The sequence below is a fragment of the Humibacillus xanthopallidus genome (assembly GCF_006717145.1).
In the GTDB taxonomy this organism is placed as follows: domain Bacteria; phylum Actinomycetota; class Actinomycetes; order Actinomycetales; family Dermatophilaceae; genus Humibacillus; species Humibacillus xanthopallidus.
The window spans coordinates 1,118,736-1,135,580 of record NZ_VFQF01000002.1 but is presented as its reverse complement, the minus strand read 5'-3'; the positions used below and the strand labels follow the sequence as shown (position 1 = coordinate 1,135,580).

Sequence of the window (16,845 nt, the reverse complement as noted above, 5' to 3'; positions counted from 1 at the left end):
TTGTGGAGGCTCGGAATCGACGCGACGACTTTCAGCCAAAGCGGAGTTGTCTCATTAGTGCCGGTGGACCGTGACCGTGGTTCATGGACACGTTGAATCCAGCAATTCCTGGGGAAGCGAGATGATCCTGAACCACGGCCCGCAAGTACTACTCCGAGGAGTTCCGTCGGCAGGCTGTCGACGTGTACAAGTCCACTTTGGACCGTGGCCCGTGGGTCCCTCACCCACCCGCCCCCATTGAAGGGCATCCGATAACACTCAGGGCGTACCGGTCCCCCGGGCCGAGCACCGGCTTCGATCCGGGCCCGCTGGACGGCGCCATCAGCTCGTCGACGTTGTCGACGGAGTGATTCAGGCCGACGGCGTGACCGAGTTCGTGGAGGAGAACGTGGGCACCTTGGGGAGTGCGGGGATCGGCGTCTGGCGTGTCGTCGCGCACCACTACCCTGCCCAAGGTGATCGTGCCGCCGGACGCCTGCGGCCCGCCCTCGCCCAGCTCAGGGTCATGCAGCTCCATGCCGAGAGTCTGCTGCCCTTGGGCGACGTAGCGCACGTGGATGGCGCCAGCGGTGGGCGCGCTCGGCTCCACGACCAAGGGCAAGCCGGTGGCGTCGGTCAGCGTCTTCACCACCGACTTGAGGGTCCTCTCGGCCCCTGGCGGAGCGGAGCCGTCGAGCACCACGGGGATGGTTTTGGTGCACGCCCACTGGATGGGCGTGCCGCCATCCTTCGCGATGAACGAGTAGTCGCGCCCCTCCTTGAGACCGCCGGGAATGGCCGGTGCTGCCGGGGCGTGCCCCGGTGCCGCCGGGGCGACGCTCGGCGGCACGTCGAGCTTGCTGTCGGCTTGGGCAGTGGCGACGCCAAGAAGCAGGATGGCCGGAACCGCGACGGCAGCGATCAGGGAGCTGCTGGGAATCGGTGACCGGCGACGGGAAGCCCGGGACAGGCGACGACGACGAGGGGGTCGTGCCCGCAGGGTGCGGCGGGAACGTACACGGCGAACGCTTCGCATGGGGGTGTCCTTCCTGCGTCGGCCGGGGATGTGAATCCCCGGGCTACGCCGTGAGATCACTGGTCGGGCCGGGACTTGTCCCAGGGGTGGGGCGGGAGCTGGGCCACACGGTCCAGCAGCGCCTTGAGCTCGCCACGCTTCGACTCCACGTGCAGCCAGCGGTCGATGAGGCCCTGCAGGCTGATCTCGTCGCTGCCCGGAAGACCGTTGGAGATCGAGCCGCTGCGAGCCTTGCCTGCGTGGCCCCATAGCAGCCGGGTGCCACCAGCCGGGGCGTCACCCTCCGGCAGCCCGAGTTGCAGGCGCAGGAAGTTGAACACCGGCCGGGCCTCGTTGGCCTTGGCCTCGGCCTCGACCCGGATCGACGGGAAGATGCGCGTCGTGATGCCGCCAGCGGTCTGCAGCAGCTGGGCGGTCTCCTCCTCGATCGAGGCGATGTGGTCGTCCCACTCGTCGCGGTCGTCATCGAGCTGCTCGACGAGTACGTCGTGCTCCCGGCGCACCTTTGAGCCGTCGAAGGCCGTGGCCGCGAAGGCGACGACCGGGCAGGCGATGCCAGCAATCACCGCCAGGGCGACCAGGGTCAGCGCCGCCAGTGGGCGGGCGGCCGTGAGCGCCACGACGGCCCGCTCCAGCAAGCAGACCGTGATGACTAGCGCGATCAGGCCAGCAGCGATGCCCCAGCCGAGGCGGTGCTTGCGGCTGGCCTCGGCCTCGTGGTTCTGGCCGTAGAGTTCACTCTCGCGCGCCTGGTTGTGATGGGTCGCGGCGCGGTCGACCGAGACCTTGAGCGCAATGCAGATCACCACCACGATCACGACGCACAAGCTCCAGGTGAGAAGGTTCACCCAGGGCGCCAGCAGCGGCACGTTCAACTCGAAGCTGGCGAAGCTGAGCAAACCGAGCAGTTCGATGAACGGCATCAGGTGGCCCACGATGCGCAGCCATTTCGGCACCCGCTCGTGGATGCGCGCCCCGGCGGCTCGGTCGCGCTCAATCTGGTCGGCGTCCTGCTTGGCGCGGCTGACGCCTTCGGCGGCGCTGAAGGGCTTGTTGGTCTCGGGCGAGGTGACGTCGCCCGGTCCCTTCTCCAACGTCTCGACGTTCACCCTGATCTGCTCGACGCCCTCGTCGATGGCGTCAAGCTCGGGGTCGACGTCGGTCTCCAACCGGATGTCGACGATGTCCTGGCCCTCCTTGATGTACGGCGCGGAGAGCCGCTGTGTGACGGTCGGCGTCGGCTCCCACTGGTTGCGCGGCGTCCGAGACGAGATGTGGTGCGCGACGACGAGGCCGAAGAGCAGGTCGACGAAGCGGAAGGTCTTGCGGTCGACGAACTTGCCCTTTTTGACTGCCTGGGTCTCGGTCAGCTTGGGCTTGGGCGTCGGCCCGCTCCAGATCGGGCCGGGCTCGTGCGGCTCCTCGGGGTGGAGGAGCACGACGTTGCTCTCACTCATGGTGGTTGTTCCTCTCCTACTTGGTGCCGGTGTCGGCGGTGATGACGACGCAGCGGTTGCGGGGGTCGTCGGGGGCCTTCGGGTACGGGCGGTCGTTCGAGTTGCCCTTGCCGAAGGTCGTGATGTCGCCCTTGGCGATGCCCAGGGCGACGAGCAGATCGCGCACGACGTCAGCGCGCTGCTGGCTGAGGGTTAGCGCGAAGCTGTTCTTCGGGTCAGCACCGGCGGTGTAGCCGGTGACCGTCACCTTCGCGCCGGGCGGCATGGCCGCGACGCACTTCTCGATCGCCTTGAGGGTGGCCACGCGATCGAGCAGCACCGGCTTGTCGGGCTGGAAGTAGGTGCCGCCGAGCAAGGTGCAAATGGTGCCGGTCGGCGTCGACTCCGGCACCACCGGGGTGCTTGGCGGCGGCGGGATCGGCACCACCGGCGCGGGCACGGTCGCGGTGGGCGTGCTGCCGTCGGGATAGCTGAAGCTGACCGAGCTAGCACCACTGGCCTTCAAGACCGTAGACCAGGCAGCCTGGCGGTAGTCGTTCTGGACGGTGCGCAGCTGCGGCTGGTCGCCTGCCGTGCCGCGCACCACGATGCGGATGTCGGCACCGTCGAGCTTCGGCAGCTCATCTGCCTGCTTCAGCTTGTCGGCCAGCTCAGGCACGTTGGTATCGAAGCCGAGCGAGCGGAAGTCGAAGGGACTCGTGGTGTCGAGCAGCGAGCCGATGAGGATCACCGGCTTGGTGGTGTCGAGGTTGGTCAGGCGCTGGAGGCCGCCGAGCAGCGACTCCCCCGACACCGTGGCCACGGCTCCGTTGAGGTCCCCCTTGAGGTTGTCCAGCAGGGCGTTGGTGGCGTCGCGCTTGCGGGCCTCGACCTTTGCAACCTCACCGTCGGGCAACTTCGGCGTGGCATCGACAACCTTCGAGCTGATCGTGCCGTCCCCATCGACGCGCACGAGCCGGAAGCCGGAGCTGGCGTCAGCCGCCTGCGTGACCAGGTCGGTGACCGACGTCGGCAGGTCGATGGCCTGCTCGTTGGCGGTCGGCGCGGTGTAGACGATGGTGCCGATGATTGGGAGTCTCGGCACCAACGAGTCGAGCTTGTACTTCGCGTAGGAGACAGCGCCGCCGGTGCCGAGCAGCGCCAGCGCGATGACGGTCCCAAGCACCAGCACCCACCTCGGGGCGCGGGAATACCAAGGGGTCTTGCGGCGGTTGTGGGTGCGCGTCGAGCTGGCGCGCACCTTCTTCTTGATCTCCTTCTTGGTGGCCATTACGGGGCTCCTTTCGTGGGGGATGCGGCCCCGCTGGTGGCTTTCGTGCGACCAGCGGTTGACAGGGACCCGACAACGGGTCGAAAGGGTGCGTGGCAGACGCCGCAGACCACCGGCCCCGCGAGCCAGGAGCCAGCTGCCATGCGAAGCCGTCGGGGACGGCCCGCAATCTCCACGCAGGCGCAGACCGCGCTGATGTGCTTCGGCAGCGTGGTCTCTTCGCTGGCGGCGTCGAACCCGGCGGAGCTCGCGGCGGCGGCCGAGAGCGGCCCCAGCACCGGGCCGGGCAGCTCCATCACCAGCGCCGCCTCGATGTCGACGAGTGCGTCGCCGAGCACCGAGAGAACGTGGGGCGCGAGGCCGGTGGTGATGACACCGATCTGCGGCGCCAACTCGGTCTGCAGACCGAGGCCGGCGGCATGACGACCGAACTTGCGGTTGTGGTAGCGGCCGCCGCGGCTAGTGTCCTTGACGCCGTCGAGAGCGGCGTTGGCATGGGCCAGCTCGTGCAACGCGGTGACGACCAACTGCGTCGCGCGCTGGGCCGGCAAAACAAGACGCAGGATCTCGCCGAGGTGGATCTGGATCGTCGAGACCTCGGTGTCGGAGAAGACCAGCGCGTTCTTGCTGAACGAGCCGAGCACCGTCGGCCGGCCGTCGAGGCTGAGATGGAAGGCGATGTTGTCCTGGAAGTACTCCAGCAGACCGGTCGCCTCCTCCGACCAGGCGGAGAGCGCTGTGAGGACGGCGTCCTGGAGGAGACTGTGCGGCTCCGCGAGCACCGACGTGGGCGCGGCGTTCGCCTGCAGGAGAGCGCGGTCGATCATGCGGCCCCCTCGCCTTCGTCGAGGACGTGCACCTGCGCGGTCGGCGCGACGAAGCGCATCACGTGCCAGGCGGCACTCGCGGCGGAGGGCGCGAAGATGAGACCAGAGGTCACGACGCCGGTGTCGTCGCACACCTCGTACGGCCAATACGTAATGCCGTTGCTGGGGTTCTTCATGGCCTGGCTCCTCCCGCTCGATGTGGACACTGGATAAAGCGTGGCAAGCACGCTGGGGGTGGTCGTTCGGCTCTGTTGGAGGCGCCTGAACTCAACACCCGTCAACACACGGCCGCCCGGTCGAGTGCCTCGGTATGTCAACCAGCCGACTGTTGACGCCTAATGGGGGACTGTCGTGGGTGTGGTTTCGACAGTCGTCAACACGCGGCCACAGCCGGGCTACTACCGTGGTTTTCCGGGCAGCAGGAAGGAGGCGAGGACGTGACCGCGAGCTACCCGATTTCTGTGATCAATGGACTCCTGCTCGGCGGCAAAGAGATCCGCGACAACAAGCCCTCGCGCATCCTGACCGCCCTGCTGCTCAAGGCCAGCGAGACGGTCGACGGGGACTCGCTCGCAGCGGCCGGCTGGTATGACGACCCGGAGGAACGCGACACCAGCAAGATCCGTGGCAACGCGCCGGGCATCAAGAAGCTCCTCACCGACCACGGGATCACCGGCTACAGCTTGGAGGCGAAGGGAACTGGGGCCTACTCGCTGACGCTCGATCGCGCCGCGGTCGACCTTCTGGACATCGCCGATCGCCTCAGCCACGCAAGTGACCTCGCCGACGCTGGAGAGCCAGTCGCGGCGCTCAAGCAACTCGAGCCGGTCATGCCGTTGCTGCATCCCACGATCAAGACGCTGGGACGAATCAAGCCTCCGACGGAGTGGGTGTCGCCAGACGACGAGGTCTCGATATGGATCGAGGAGGTGACGACGGCGTCGGCGCTACGGGAGCACGCCATCGCTTCCTACTTCGGCGGCATCGTCAAGCACACCAACTACGACGCCGACGGGCTCCTCCTCGCCCTGGGCCAGTTCGAGCTGGAATCTGTCGCCCTTCCGACCCTGTGGGAGCTCCGCGTCGGCCTTACGGCGCATCTCGGTGACACACAGCGGGCTTCCGAGCTGTTCTCCGACGCCAAGATCGCGCTTACCAAGCTCGGGGTCCACAACGAGCTGGACACGGTGAACGTGTCGACCATCGAAGCTAGGGTCGCCCGATGGCTTGACGAGCGTGCGAACAAGCCGACGTACATCCTTCCCGCGACGCCGGGCGCGACCCGGGAGGCGCAGAAACCGATGCCGTCGCGGGCGGAGGTCTCGGCGACACGCAGTGACCTGGCGGCAGAGCGAGACCGCTTGCTCAGCTTGAAGGTCACCGGGTCATCGACGCTGACCCTGCGCGACTTGGACAGCAACACCGCGCTCCGGATGCCCGCGACGGCGTCCATCCGCGCGGGCGCAAATCGCAACCAGCCAATCGCTGATGTCGTGAAGCACCTGACCGAGAAGCTGCGGGACAACGGTGAGCAATACCTGATTGTGGCTCCTCCGGGAGCGGGAAAATCCTTGGTCTGCCGCCTGATCTTCCTGGCCCTTGCCGCACGGTTGCCGGACAATGTTGACCGCATTCCCGTGCTGATCGACCTGCGCGCCGTCAACCTCAGCAAAGCAGCGGTGCTCACCGATGGTCGAGACGTCGTCGTCATGGACTCCCTGGACGAGCTTCTGGCGTCGGGAACCCTGCCGCAGGTCCGCGAGGCGATCGAGAACGAGAGCCTTCAGGGCGCGGACGTCATTGCCTGCCGCACACAGTTCTACGAGCAGTTCCTCACCGGAACGACTCTCGTAGAGGGGCGCACTGTACTGGAGATGCGGCCGTGGGACGTGCCGACGATCGAGCGCTACATCGACGCCTACCACCGGCACGTCTTCCACACTGACGATCTGAGCGTGGTCGAGGGCCTTAAGCGTCGGCTTGAGTCGCCTAACGTCGAGTCGCTCCTCTCGATCCCGCTGCGCCTCAACATGGCGCTCGACCTCATCCCACCCGGCGAGAACAACCTCCCGCTGGAGCTGAACTCGTTATCACTACACCGGCAGTGGATCGTGCAGACCCTCCGCAACGAAGCCGCCCGGCGCGGGAGCGTCCTTGAGTCGGCCGACAAGCTCGACTTACTGACGCACCTCGCATGGCGCTTCTACGACGAAGGCACTCCCGGCCTCCAGACTGCACCCTCGTTCACCGATGGACAGATCCGACAGGCGTTGACCGAGATGCTGTTCGACAAGACGCCCGACGAAGTCAAGGCGTACGCACGGGATCTTGAGTTGCACTCGATTCTGATCGGGGCCGAGGCCGTCGGCTCGGGTACCACGCAGTTCGACAGTTTCGAGTTCATGCACAAGACCTTCCAGGAGTTCCTGGTGGCGCGGTACATCATCAACGCCGCGAAGACGGGACCGGAAGCAGCCGCCTCGGTGTTCCGACAGTACCTCTCCCCGCAGGTCTCTGACTTCATCAAGGACGAGCTGAAGAACACGTCGTCGTCATCGGGCATCGCTCGTCAGCTTGCCCAAAACCTTCAGGGCGCGCTGGCCAGCTACGACCGCGAGGCTGCACGCGAGCCGGACTCCATCCGCCTGCGCTCGACGATTCAGCAGATCTGCTATTACCTGTCGTCGCTCCCGCTCGAACCGGTCCGCAACCTCATGCTCGACCGGCTCGCAATCGAGCATGACCCATGGGTGAGCAGGGGTCTTGCCATCGGGCTCAGCTTCGGTGGCGAGACTAAGGGCATCGATCAGTACATCGAGTCGCTGCGCCGAGAGCGCACGCTTGGCCGTACGACGGCCGCCAATGATCTCAATATCGGCTACCACCTGTCGTTCTTCGGCGACCAGCCCTTCGACCCCGTGCAGCCGTACCTTGACCGACGGCTCAATACAGTGAGCTCGACGGTGTCGCGACTGATCTACCAGCTGTCGATCGAGACCGACTTCGGCAGTTGGCGCCTGGATCTGTACACCATCCTGGATCTGTACCATCACCGCACGATCTCTCGTGACTCGGTGACCAGCACGCTCTTCGAGAACCGTGATCTTCTGAACTGGGTTCAGACGCACTTCCAGAGCGACCCCCGCACCAAGGACTGGCCCGAGACCCGCGAGCTCGGCGAGCTACTCGATGAGCTGGGAGTACGTGATGACTGACCCCGCCAAGCAGGCGCTCCGCGCCAACCAGGAGCACTACGCCAAGCCGGGCGCTTTCGAGTACATCTCCAGCATCTACCACAGCCGACGAACGCAGGTCGCGACGGAACTGCTGCACGCGCACCTTGCGCCCACCAGCGCCAACCTTGTCCTCGTGGATATTGGCCCCGGCGACAGTAGCCCTGTCGGCAAGGAGAGCTACCCGCAGGCTGTCCGCATCGCCATCGACGCGTCTGCGGAGGCCCTTGAGGGTGCCACGGGCTTCACAACCAAGATCTGCGCGGACGTCACCGCCGGCCTTCCCCTGGATAGCGCATCCGTCGACGCGATCTTCTGCGGCGAGCTGATCGAGCACCTCTTCGACCCCCGGCGGTTTCTTGACGAGTGCCACCGCGTCCTTGTGCCAGGTGGCCTCCTGTTGGTGACGACGCCGAACATCGCGACCTTGCAGGATCGACTCAGGTTCCTTCTGGGCAAGGCTCCCCGCCACATTGACCCGCTTCACGACTACATCCGGCTGCACATCCGGCCCTTCACCCCGGAGTTGTTGGATCGCGCTTTCAGCAGTGTTGGTTTCAGAACGCTCGACGTGCGCAGCAACTTCGTGGACTTCCACCGACGCGGGAAGCGCTACAACCTCCCGCTGCTTGCACGGGTCTTCCCGCGCCTCGGCGGCACGATCATCGCGATCGGACAGAAGCCAGACGACTGACCTACGTCGCCGAGAAACACGACCAGCACCCGTCTTCCGACTGGGTTGCAGCTCACTACGAGAAAGAGGAACCCAAGATGACAAACGACCTGCAACTGACTGGACGGACTGCTGTCGTCACCGGCGGCACCCGGGGGCTCGGCGCTGCCATGAGCGAGCGGCTGGCGAGCGCCGGGGCGGCCGTCATCGTCGTCTACCGAGAGCAGAGCGACATCGCCGAGAAGTTCGTCGCCGACCTCCCGGGCCCTGGAGTCCACCGCGCCGTTCAAGCTGACCTGAGCGACAAGGCGGCCGTAGAGAATCTGGCCGCCGAGCTGGCCGTGGGCGACGCGATCTCGGTCCTGGTCAACAATGCCGGGCGCATCCTGCGACCGTCTGAGTGGAGCGCGGCAACGTTTGCGGACTCGGCAACGACCTTCGCCGAGCACGTCATTGCACCGATCCTGCTGATCAAGGCCGTTGCGCCCGGCATGAAAGACCAGGGCTTCGGCCGGATCATCAACATCCACACCACCTACGCCGACAAGGGCTCCTCGGCGGTGTTGGCCTACACCGCTGCGAAATCGGCACTGGCCACCGTGACGACTGCTATGGCACGCGAGCTCGGGGCCCACGGGATCACCGTCAACGGCATCGCTCCCGGCAACATCGACACCGAAATGACCCGCTCCGCCGGGCAGGGCGTCGTCGATTGGGCCATCTCCACCACACCAGCCGGTCGGCTCGGCGAGCCGAGCGAGGTCGCGGATGCGCTCGCCTACCTCGTCAACAACCCTTTTATCACCGGAGCAGTCATCCCGCTCGACGGTGGACAGCGACTGGAGATCTAGTGACCGACACCACATGGTCCTCGTGGGCCGAGCGCCATCTGCACAACAATTGGCGCTCGGCGATACGAGAGGCGCTCAACAACGTCTCCAGTGCACGCTGGCACCCGAACGGCTTCATTGTGTTCCGACTAGGCGACGTGCGGGACGGTGTCTTCACCGGCTCCCACCGTGTCCACATCTGGCCTGGCGAGATTGCGCGACGTGATTTGCCTGGTCATCCGACCATCCACAGCCACGACTGGGAGCTGCAGTCCCTCGTCTTGAACGGGCAGTACGCCGACGTCATCTTCGGGAGATCAAGTGAGGCACCCGCACTCGTCGCGCATGCCGTTCAGTACGGCGGTGCTGACGGTGACTCAATCGAGCCCACCGGCGATAACGTACAGCTTGTCCGACAGGAACTTCGCACCGTCGAGGCTGGCACCTGCCACCACATGGATGCCGGCGTCCCGCATGAGACTCTGGTGCCGGACGACGAGACCGTCGTGACCTACGTGATGATGGGTCCACGGCAGACGGGCGGCATGATGCTCGCGGCCGAAAGCCCCTTCAACGCCACTCACTTCAAACGCCCTGGATTGACCCCGGACGAAGAACGTTCTGCGAGCGCGACTCTTGCGCGAGTGCTTGCCGGCTAATTGCACCAACGCCGTCGACGAGCCGGGTGGCTCCTCAAGAAGTTGGAGGCCAGGATCGGCCCATGCCTGGCTGGCACGAGAGATGGGGCGGTGTGCCCAAGGTCGCGAGGCCAGTGCGCGGCCAGGCGGCTGGGACTGCCGAACCCCTTGGTGCGACCGCGGGAGATCTGGCTCCCGCCGACCACACACTGTGGTGAGACGCTCCGCGTCAAGCAGCGAAGGGGCGACGTCCTCCGGCCCTTCTTTCCGGACCGGCCCGACAACCACGATCCCTGTCGGATCAGTCACGTCCAAGGATTCATTGCTTGCTGGATTTCTCGCAGATTTGGTCGCTCTTCAGGGACTCCAACCGCTCGTGGCTCATGGCTCATGGCTCATGGCTCATGGATCACAACGGGAGCCTCTCGTTGACGATCTCGCCGAGGAGCTGCTCCGCTGTACAGGAGGCGAGCGGAAGGCTCAATGTCTCACAGGGATGTCTGTGGAAGGTGAGACACAGCCCACTGACGAAGCGGTCGACTGGCACGAGACCGTCCCAAGCGACAAGAAGTCATCCAGTCTCTAGCCATCCAGGCGGACCGCCGCGCAGCGACAACAACATCCAGGGCCTTCCTGCCGCGACAGGTTCGCCCAAGCAATCGTCACGAAGGGCGCGTAATTGCGCTGCTTGCGGATCATCTTGATGGCAGCAGTTCGGACGCCCCGCCCGAGTCATGACCGCTGACGTTACGACGACCTACCCGTCCGCCGCTCGCGGCCTCTACCGCCACTCGCCAAGGGCGATCGCCACCGGCGATCATCCCCGCGGTGAACATGGGCAGGCCACGGTAGGAACCGTCGACCCGACATACGGTCCGCGGTCCCCTTCGCAATACATCTATGCACTTGCCTGCGCAGTCGTTCGCGACTATGCAGACCCTTTTCGCCGCGACGACCGGTGCGCTTCTTCATGTCTCAGGCGCATAGGGCCCCCTGTCGGATGTGAACGGCTCACGACCACAGACGTCGAAGGGAGCCGGTGATGACCACAGCGCAGAACGACAAGCACACTCATCTCACTGTCCGGGAGATCTGCGACGAACTCGGCGTTGCCAGGTCGACGTTCTACGACTGGCGTGCTGCGCGGAAGGCACCACCCTGCATCAAGCTGCCGAATGGCGACCTGCGGATTAGGCGCGCCGATTTCGAGAGCTGGCTGCAGTCTCTCGAACAGCGAGTCTGACAATGACCTCGCGGACCACCCTCGACGTGCAGGTGTGGGGTGTCCGTCGCTACAAAGGCAAGCGCAAGACGACGTACACCGTCAGATGGAGGGTCGAAGGTCGCATTCTTCAGAGGACCTTTGACACCATCAAGTTGGCCGAGTCCTTCCGCGCGCGGCTCTTGGTGGGCCTGCGCCAAGCCGAGCCCTTCGACGTGCAGACGGGACAACCCGTCAGCGTCCTCGACAAGCTGCCGGACGTTTCGTGGGTGGATCACGCGATGACCTTCGTCGACGTCAAATGGCCGCATGCTTCCCCGCGCCACCGAAAAGGCATTGCCGAGGGCCTGACCACGGCCACCGTTGCCGCGCTGCCCGCCTCAAGCATCGACCCAACGGTCATACGCCGCGCTCTGGAGGGCTGGGTCTTCAACTCTGCGGCTCGTTCAGGGTCGAGGGAGACCGAGCCGCCAGAGGAGCACGCGGCCGCGGTTCGATGGGCTCGCCGGCACTCGCCGTCGCTCGTCGATATGGCAGCGTCAGCGCTGTTGCGGCGAGTACTCGAGGCATTGGCGCTCAAGCTGGATGGGAAGCCAGCCTCCTCCAGCACGGTCGCTCGAAAGCGATCCGCCCTGTACAGCGCCTTCCAGTACGCCGTGGAGGTTGCTGCTCTGCCGACGAATCCATTGGACCGGATCGCCTGGAGGCCCCCAACTCACACAGACGAGATCGACCGACGTGTGGTTGTCAATCCGCACCAAGCTAAGGAGCTGCTCGACGTCGTCGCGGCCATCTACCCCTCCTTGGAGGCATTCTTTGCCTGCATCTACTACGCGGGCCTGCGCCCCTCTGAGGTGCGCCACCTCAAGGTCCAGGACTTCGAGCTTCCGACGAGCCTCGATTCCTGGGGCACACTGCACCTGCTCGGCTCCACTCAGACCGTGGGATCCGCGTGGACCGACACCGGCCAGGCGACCGAGGACCGGAGCCTCAAGCACCGGGCGCGGAGGGCGACCCGACAGGTACCTGCACCACCAGAGCTGGTGGCGGTGCTGCGGCGACACATCGATACGTTCCCCCCGGGCCTCGAGGGTCGCCTCTTCGTCACTCGCGCGGGCCGAGCGGGCATCCCCGTCGCGCCTCCCTTCGCAAGCCCACAGTCGATGGGAATCGTCTACCGGGTCTGGGACAAGGCCCGCCAAGGTGCCTTGACCGAAGCTGAGTATCGCTCGCCACTGGCAAAGCGTCCCTACGATCTGCGCCACGCTGCGGTCTCGCTGTGGCTCAACGCCGGCGTTCCCGCGACCCAGGTCGCCGAGTGGGCCGGCCACAGCGTGAGCGTGCTCCTGCGCGTCTACGCATCCTGCATCGTCGGCCAGGACGCGGCCTCTCGCCGCAGGGTCGAGCTCGCACTCTCCGCCGCCGAGGGGATCCGCCCATGACCAAGATCCGCACCGGGAGACGCGCGAACTTCCCCACCAGTTCCCCACTGACACCCGTAAAGCACTGTCTGGAGCCGGTCATAGCCGGACAGCGACCGGCGTCGGCAGAAGGGCCCCCGACCGGCGTTTCCGCTGGCCAGGGGCCCTTCTGAGCACTGTGTGGCAGGTGAAGGATTCGAACCTTCGTAGCTCTCGCGACGGATTTACAGTCCGTTTCCATTGGCCGCTCGGACAACCTGCCTTGGTGCGTCTGGAAGGATAGCAAGAGATCGGGCGGCGTCCGAAATCGGGGCCGCGGTGGCCGTCAGGACGCCTCCACCAGCCCCGACGCGCCCGCCCGACTGACCAGACAACAGCATCCGGAAGGACCCCCGATGGCCGACTCCTCCTTCGACATCGTCAGCAAGTTCGACAAGCAGGAGATCGCGAACGCGGTCAACAGCGCCAGCAAGGAGATCGCGACGCGCTACGACTTCAAGAACGTCGGCGCCTCCGTCGAGCTCGCCGGCGAGGTCATCAAGATGAAGGCCAGCACCGAGGAGCGCTGCAAGGCGGTCCTCGACGTCGTCCAGACCCACCTCGTCAAGCGCAAGGTCAGCCTCAAGCACCTCGACGTCCCCGAGGCCGGCCCGCGGATCTCCGGCAAGGAGTACCACCTCGACGCGGCCCTCAAGGAGGGCATCTCCCAGGAGAACGCGAAGAAGATCAACAAGCTCATCCGCGACGAAGGCCCCAAGGGCGTCAAGAGCCAGATCCAGGGCGACGAGCTGCGCGTCTCGAGCAAGAGCCGCGACGACCTCCAGGCCGTCCAGCGCATGCTGCGCGAGGCTGACCTCGACGTCGCGCTCTCCTTCACCAACCAGCGCTGAGCACCCACTCAGCCGCATCCGGTATGCCGTCCGCCTGGCTCCGGCGGACGGCATACCTGTGTCACGGGGCGGGGACGAGGCCCCGGAGGTCGGGGAACACCTCGGCCGCGAGGGGCCACCAGAAGAGGTGACCGCAGAGGGCGGCATACTCCTGCGGCGTGACCCAGCGCGTGGCGTGAATGCCGTCGTCTCCGTTGGTCAGCGGCGGGCGCACCGCGTCGAGCTCCGTGCGGAAGACCTGGAGATAGGGCTTGTCCACACCGATGACGTTGTCGTCGGTGCGCGGCGTGAACCGCTCATAGCCGCAAGGGGACACGCGAGCCGGGTCGAGTAGCAGCCCGGTCTCCTCGTGCGTCTCACGGACGGCGTTCTCGACCGGTGACTCGTCGGGCTCACGCCAGCCACCGGGAGAGCCCCACTCGCGGCGCCGGACGCTGTGCACGACGGCGAAGTCACCGCCCGAGTCGCGCACGAAGACCATCGCGGCCATGACGCGCCGCTCGTCGACGGGCACGGAGGAGGCGATGAGGTCGACGTCGCTCGCCCCGTTGGGGAAGGAGACGTCGAGGTGCCGCGCGACGCCGCGATCGTGCTTGCGCTTGCGCAGCCGCAGGCCCGAGGCGTTGAGCCGGCGGGCGAGGTCGACCCCCGAGGTGGGCGTCGCACCTGCGGCGACCGCCTCGTGCCAGCGCACGTCGGGCACGTCGTAGTGGTCGCCGTCGAACGACCTCGGGTGCAGACCCGCGGCGCGGGCGACGGCGTGCAGCTCGGCATAGGACGCGTCGCTGACGAGGTGGGCGAACAGCCGACCGTGCGCAGGCCAGATGGGCTCATCGATCCACACCGTCACCTTGGCAGCCTAGGGCAGGGCCCCGACATCGCCGAGGCCTGTGGATGACGCCGGAGGCGCTGCCCCGCGGCGACCTAGCCTCGGTCGGGACAGGACGTCAGACCGGGCGTCCCGACCCGAAGGAGCCACCATGTCCCGCTCGATCGTCGACACCGAGGTCATCGCCGCAGCGGCCGGCGACATCAACCGCCTCGCCGAGAGCATCCAGTCCGACGTCGCGACCCTGCGCGGGCGCCTCGCCTCGCTCGACGGCGCGTGGGAGGGCCCGGCCAAGGCGGAGTTCGTCCGGGTGCTGCACGACTACCAGAGCGCCCAGGCCCGCATGAACGAGGCCCTGTCCGACATCGCCCGGCTCACCTCGCGGGTCTCGGCGGCCTACCTCGAGCACGAGAACGCGACGCGCGCCCTCTTCACCCGCTGACCGAGCCCACCACCCCCTGTCAGCCCTGTCAGCCCACGATCTCCCGGCGGGGTCGAGTCCCCTCCATGGCCTGGCCGGGTTCGGCGCCTGGGCGCAGCGAGGTGCCAGACGCGCGACAGGTCGCGCGGTCGGCACCTCTGCGGCCTGTGTGGTGCCAAACGCACAGCAGAAGGTGCGTTCGGCATGACAGGGCCGGAGCCCGCCCGTCCGGCCACCGCGAACACGCCGAAGGCCGGCTCCCGTGTCGGGAACCGGCCCTCGGTTGGATCAGGTCCTGCAGACAGCCAGTGGGCTCAGAAGCCCATGCCGCCCATGCCGCCCATGTCGTCGCCACCGGACATCGCCGGCGCGTTCTTCTCGGGCTTGTCGGCGATGACGGCCTCGGTCGTGAGGAAGAGCGCCGCGATCGAGGCTGCGTTCTGCAGCGCCGACCGGGTCACCTTGACCGGGTCGATGATGCCGGCGGCCAGCAGGTCGACGTACTCGCCGGTGGCGGCGTTGAGGCCCCATCCGGACTCGAGCCCACGCACCTTCTCGGCCACGACTCCACCCTCGAGACCGGCGTTGATCGCGATCTGCTTGAGCGGGGCCTCGGTCGCGACGCGCACGATGTTGGCGCCCGTCGCCTCGTCACCCTCGAGGTTGAGCGACTCGAACGCGACCTTGGCGGCCTGGATGAGGGCCACGCCACCACCGGCGACGATGCCCTCCTCGACGGCAGCCTTGGCGTTGCGCACGGCGTCCTCGATGCGGTGCTTGCGCTCCTTGAGCTCGACCTCGGTGGCCGCGCCCGCCTTGATGACGGCGACGCCGCCGGCGAGCTTGGCGAGGCGCTCCTGGAGCTTCTCGCGGTCGTAGTCGGAGTCCGACTTCTCGATCTCGGCCTTGATCTGGGCGATGCGGCCCTCGATCTGCGAGCGGTCCTCGGCGTCCTCGACGATGGTCGTCTCGTCCTTGGTGACGACGACCTTGCGAGCCTTGCCGAGCAGGTCGAGGGTGGCGTTCTCGAGCTTGAGACCGACCTCCTCGGAGATGACCTGACCACCGGTGAGGATGGCGATGTCGGTCAGCATGGCCTTGCGGCGGTCGCCGAAGCCGGGGGCCTTGACGGCAACCGACTTGAACGTGCCACGGATCTTGTTGACGACGAGGGTGGCGAGGGCCTCACCCTCGATGTCCTCGGCGATGATGAGCAGCGGCTTGCCCGACTGCATGACCTTCTCGAGGAGGGGCAGCAGGTCCTTGACGTTGCCGATCTTGGAGTTCGCGACGAGGACGTAGGCGTCGTCGAGGACGGTCTCCATGCGCTCGGTGTCGGTGACGAAGTACGCGGAGATGTAGCCCTTGTCGAAGCGCATGCCCTCCGTCATCTCCAGCTCGAGGCCCATGGTGTTGGAGTCCTCGACGGTGATGACACCTTCCTTGCCGACCTTGTCCATCGCCTCGGCGATGAGCGAGCCGATCTCCTCGTCAGCCGCCGAGATGCTGGCGGTCGAGGCGATCTGCTCCTTGGTCTCGATCTCCTTGGCCTGCTCGAGCAGGGTCGCGGAGACGGCGTCGACGGCCTTCTCGATGCCGCGCTTGAGCGCCATCGGGTTGGCGCCGGCAGCCACGTTGCGCAGGCCTTCCTTCACCATGGCCTGGGCCAGGACGGTGGCCGTCGTCGTGCCGTCACCGGCGACGTCGTCGGTCTTCTTGGCGACCTCCTTGACGAGCTCCGCGCCGATCTTCTCGTAGGGGTCGTCGAGCTCGATCTCCTTGGCGATCGAGACACCGTCGTTGGTGATCGTGGGGGCGCCCCACTTCTTCTCCAGCACGACGTTGCGGCCCTTCGGGCCGAGGGTGACTCGCACGGCGTCGGCGAGGATGTTCATCCCTCGCTCGAGACCGCGTCGCGCCTCTTCGTCGAATGCAATGATCTTGGCCATTCGGGTGGTTCCTCCCACACGAAACGTTGGTGTCGGGCCGCAGGTCGCCCGCGACGGACGAGGACCGTCGCGCAGCTCACGTCACTGCGAGGCCGGGCCCCTCGAACTACGGCCCATTTCTGTCACTCCCCCATGGAGAGTGCTAACGCCATTATTGGCACTCTCGCCCG

The 16,845-nt window shown here is 66.4% G+C and carries 15 protein-coding genes and 1 tRNA gene; 8 read left to right on the top strand and 8 right to left on the bottom strand.

Annotation, left to right across the window (positions count from 1 at the left end):
* Positions 1-220: 220 nt before the first annotated feature.
* Genes FHX52_RS15970 through FHX52_RS15950 form a run of 5 tightly spaced genes read right to left on the bottom strand, consistent with a single transcriptional unit; the run spans position 221 to position 4,745 of the window.
* Entirely contained in the window at positions 221-1,015 is a 795-nt protein-coding gene (locus FHX52_RS15970) for a zinc metalloprotease (RefSeq protein ID WP_141823305.1), read from the bottom strand.
* 56 nt (positions 1,016-1,071) lie between these two features.
* Positions 1,072-2,454 (bottom strand): hypothetical protein, encoded by a 1,383-nt coding sequence (locus FHX52_RS15965; protein WP_141823304.1) that lies wholly within the window; start codon positions 2,452-2,454, stop codon positions 1,072-1,074.
* Positions 2,455-2,488: 34 nt separating this feature from the next.
* Positions 2,489-3,742, bottom strand: coding sequence for an OmpA family protein (locus FHX52_RS15960; RefSeq protein ID WP_141823303.1), 1,254 nt, complete (start codon positions 3,740-3,742; stop codon positions 2,489-2,491).
* The gene (locus FHX52_RS15955; RefSeq protein ID WP_141823302.1) at positions 3,742-4,569 is read right to left on the bottom strand and encodes a hypothetical protein; all 828 of its coding nucleotides are present in this window, start codon (positions 4,567-4,569) and stop codon (positions 3,742-3,744) included. The genes FHX52_RS15960 and FHX52_RS15955 overlap by 1 nt, the downstream gene beginning before the upstream one ends.
* Positions 4,566-4,745: a hypothetical protein gene (locus FHX52_RS15950; RefSeq protein WP_141823301.1), complete on the bottom strand. Its 180-nt coding sequence runs from the start codon at positions 4,743-4,745 to the stop codon at positions 4,566-4,568. Before FHX52_RS15950 ends, FHX52_RS15955 begins: the two co-directional genes overlap by 4 nt.
* 261 nt (positions 4,746-5,006) lie before the next feature.
* Between FHX52_RS15950 and FHX52_RS15945 the strand changes: the two genes are divergently transcribed.
* The 6 genes from FHX52_RS15945 to FHX52_RS15920 all read left to right on the top strand — a co-directional run bounded on the left by FHX52_RS15945 (position 5,007) and on the right by FHX52_RS15920 (position 12,607).
* Positions 5,007-7,784, top strand: a complete 2,778-nt coding sequence (locus tag FHX52_RS15945; RefSeq protein ID WP_141823300.1) for an NACHT domain-containing protein — start codon at positions 5,007-5,009, stop codon at positions 7,782-7,784.
* Positions 7,777-8,496, top strand: coding sequence for a class I SAM-dependent methyltransferase (locus FHX52_RS15940; protein WP_185747316.1), 720 nt, complete (start codon positions 7,777-7,779; stop codon positions 8,494-8,496). The genes FHX52_RS15945 and FHX52_RS15940 overlap by 8 nt, the downstream gene beginning before the upstream one ends.
* A gap of 77 nt (positions 8,497-8,573) precedes the next feature.
* Positions 8,574-9,326 (top strand): SDR family NAD(P)-dependent oxidoreductase, encoded by a 753-nt coding sequence (locus tag FHX52_RS15935; RefSeq protein ID WP_141823298.1) that lies wholly within the window; start codon positions 8,574-8,576, stop codon positions 9,324-9,326.
* Entirely contained in the window at positions 9,326-9,964 is a 639-nt protein-coding gene (locus FHX52_RS15930; protein ID WP_141823297.1) for a hypothetical protein, read from the top strand. Before FHX52_RS15935 ends, FHX52_RS15930 begins: the two co-directional genes overlap by 1 nt.
* 1,021 nt (positions 9,965-10,985) lie before the next feature.
* Entirely contained in the window at positions 10,986-11,186 is a 201-nt protein-coding gene (locus FHX52_RS15925) for a helix-turn-helix transcriptional regulator (RefSeq protein WP_141823296.1), read from the top strand.
* A gap of 2 nt (positions 11,187-11,188) precedes the next feature.
* On the top strand, positions 11,189-12,607 hold the full coding sequence (locus FHX52_RS15920) for a tyrosine-type recombinase/integrase (protein WP_141823295.1): 1,419 nt from the start codon (positions 11,189-11,191) through the stop codon (positions 12,605-12,607).
* A 160-nt stretch (positions 12,608-12,767) separates the two neighbouring features.
* On the opposite strand, the gene FHX52_RS15915 is transcribed toward FHX52_RS15920, so the two are convergent.
* Positions 12,768-12,848 (bottom strand) — tRNA-Tyr (locus FHX52_RS15915).
* 133 nt (positions 12,849-12,981) lie between these two features.
* Between FHX52_RS15915 and FHX52_RS15910 the strand changes: the two genes are divergently transcribed.
* The gene (locus tag FHX52_RS15910; protein WP_141823294.1) at positions 12,982-13,476 is read left to right on the top strand and encodes a YajQ family cyclic di-GMP-binding protein; all 495 of its coding nucleotides are present in this window, start codon (positions 12,982-12,984) and stop codon (positions 13,474-13,476) included.
* Between the two features lie 61 nt (positions 13,477-13,537).
* Here the strand turns inward: FHX52_RS15910 and FHX52_RS15905 are convergent, their stop codons facing one another.
* Complete coding sequence (locus tag FHX52_RS15905; RefSeq protein WP_141823293.1) at positions 13,538-14,326, bottom strand: DUF4031 domain-containing protein; 789 nt, start codon at positions 14,324-14,326, stop codon at positions 13,538-13,540.
* Between the two features lie 130 nt (positions 14,327-14,456).
* Here FHX52_RS15905 and FHX52_RS15900 point away from each other — a divergent pair, with 130 nt between their 5' ends.
* Positions 14,457-14,747: a WXG100 family type VII secretion target gene (locus FHX52_RS15900; RefSeq protein ID WP_141823292.1), complete on the top strand. Its 291-nt coding sequence runs from the start codon at positions 14,457-14,459 to the stop codon at positions 14,745-14,747.
* A gap of 293 nt (positions 14,748-15,040) precedes the next feature.
* Here the strand turns inward: FHX52_RS15900 and groL are convergent, their stop codons facing one another.
* Positions 15,041-16,675 (bottom strand): chaperonin GroEL, encoded by a 1,635-nt coding sequence (groL, locus tag FHX52_RS15895; protein WP_141823291.1) that lies wholly within the window; start codon positions 16,673-16,675, stop codon positions 15,041-15,043.
* Between the last annotated feature and the right edge of the window lie 170 nt (positions 16,676-16,845).

Coding starts and splice junctions, on each gene's coding strand:
- FHX52_RS15970 (WP_141823305.1), bottom strand. CDS start 1,015: ATGCGAAGCGTTCGCCGTGTACGTTCCCGCCGCACCCTGCGGGCACGA.
- FHX52_RS15960 (WP_141823303.1), bottom strand. CDS start 3,742: ATGGCCACCAAGAAGGAGATCAAGAAGAAGGTGCGCGCCAGCTCGACG.
- FHX52_RS15955 (WP_141823302.1), bottom strand. CDS start 4,569: ATGATCGACCGCGCTCTCCTGCAGGCGAACGCCGCGCCCACGTCGGTG.
- FHX52_RS15950 (WP_141823301.1), bottom strand. CDS start 4,745: ATGAAGAACCCCAGCAACGGCATTACGTATTGGCCGTACGAGGTGTGC.
- FHX52_RS15940 (WP_185747316.1), top strand. CDS start 7,777: ATGACTGACCCCGCCAAGCAGGCGCTCCGCGCCAACCAGGAGCACTAC.
- FHX52_RS15935 (WP_141823298.1), top strand. CDS start 8,574: ATGACAAACGACCTGCAACTGACTGGACGGACTGCTGTCGTCACCGGC.
- FHX52_RS15925 (WP_141823296.1), top strand. CDS start 10,986: ATGACCACAGCGCAGAACGACAAGCACACTCATCTCACTGTCCGGGAG.
- FHX52_RS15920 (WP_141823295.1), top strand. CDS start 11,189: ATGACCTCGCGGACCACCCTCGACGTGCAGGTGTGGGGTGTCCGTCGC.
- FHX52_RS15910 (WP_141823294.1), top strand. CDS start 12,982: ATGGCCGACTCCTCCTTCGACATCGTCAGCAAGTTCGACAAGCAGGAG.
- FHX52_RS15900 (WP_141823292.1), top strand. CDS start 14,457: ATGTCCCGCTCGATCGTCGACACCGAGGTCATCGCCGCAGCGGCCGGC.
- groL (WP_141823291.1), bottom strand. CDS start 16,675: ATGGCCAAGATCATTGCATTCGACGAAGAGGCGCGACGCGGTCTCGAG.